Annotated in this window: 2 protein-coding genes; both read right to left on the bottom strand. The window is 38.7% G+C overall.

The annotated features are described in order from the left end of the window. A partial coding sequence (locus B9T66_RS08665) for a hypothetical protein (protein WP_143429129.1) occupies positions 1 to 729 on the bottom strand: 729 nt, incomplete at its 3' end. Further along, entirely contained in the window at positions 698 to 898 is a 201-nt protein-coding gene (locus tag B9T66_RS08660) for a hypothetical protein (protein WP_095628556.1), read from the bottom strand. The genes B9T66_RS08660 and B9T66_RS08665, both read right to left, overlap by 32 nt. Between the last annotated feature and the right edge of the window lie 302 nt (positions 899 to 1,200).

Below are 1,200 nucleotides of genomic sequence, written 5' to 3'. Positions count from 1 at the left end.
TACAGTTCTCATACCATTGACACCACCTGCTGCATAACCTGCTGCCGCACTTGCATCTCCCATATCAACTCTATAGCCACCATATACATTAAGGCTACTATCAAAGCTTCCGCTATATTGTCCATCTGCACTAGTGGTAAGGTTAAAGCTTCTACCATTGACACTACCTCGTAAGCTATGGCTTGAGATAACTGCTTGCATTCTATTTGCTCTTTCTACAGGATTCCTTGCACTTAAGACACTAGCTATTTGTGCTTGTGAAGCTCCTGCATCAGTAAGGATATTGCTTATAGCTGCTGAATTATTGTAGAGATTATTTGCAGCCATTATAGATCCTGTCTTCTCTGCAGCTTGAATGCCTATAGCTGAATGTCCTGCACTAGTGAGTGTGCCACCACCACTTGCTATGCTTCCAGCAGCCATACCACCTTGTGAAGTCATAGTGCTAACGCTTGCTGCGGTTTGCACAAATTGCATACTCTCACTTTTTGCTAGAATGTCTGCTTGCGATGAAGCGCTATTAAAGCCTTGCATGCCTTGAGAAACATAAGCAGATTTTCTTTGCTCATGCAAAGCATTATGTAAATTCATTTGTTCCTGGTAGGTTTCATCGACTTTAAATTCTTGAGACATTCTACTAGCTACAGCATTAGTTACATCTTGCTCGTATATACTTCCACGAACAGAATTAGGTAAATCACGCCCTGATAATTGTTTTATTGCTGTCATTGAGTTTTGATAACCTCGTTTTATTTGAATCTACTCCTTTTTGATATTCTTCTGCATTCGCTTGCTGGAATTCTGTCTGTAGCTCTTGCGATCTTAGTTCTGTTGCTTCTTTATCTTTTAGTATTTGCGATTTCCCTTGTGCCTGTGTTTGAATATCACTAGTATTCACAAAGGCTGCCTAACATCTGTAGCACCAAACTCTTGTCTTAATGTATCAAACCCTTGTGATTTATCTATATTGGAAGCACTTGCTTAGAGAATCTAAGTTTTATGGGTATATCTAAAGTCTAAAGCTATCTCTCCACCAAACGCAAAGCTTTGCTTAAAAGGATAAAAGTCTAAAACTAACTCTTTTTTTACAAACTTGCAAACCACAACATCACATTACTTTACACTACCTACAATCCTTCTAAACCCCTCTAACACACTACAACAGAATCTACCACATACTAAACAAGTAAAAAGTTATAT

This window comes from Helicobacter sp. TUL (genome assembly GCF_002287135.1).
In the GTDB taxonomy this organism is placed as follows: Bacteria; Campylobacterota; Campylobacteria; order Campylobacterales; family Helicobacteraceae; genus Helicobacter_F.
Note: the sequence above shows the minus strand (reverse complement) of the source record. Positions and strands in the feature narration are given on the sequence as shown.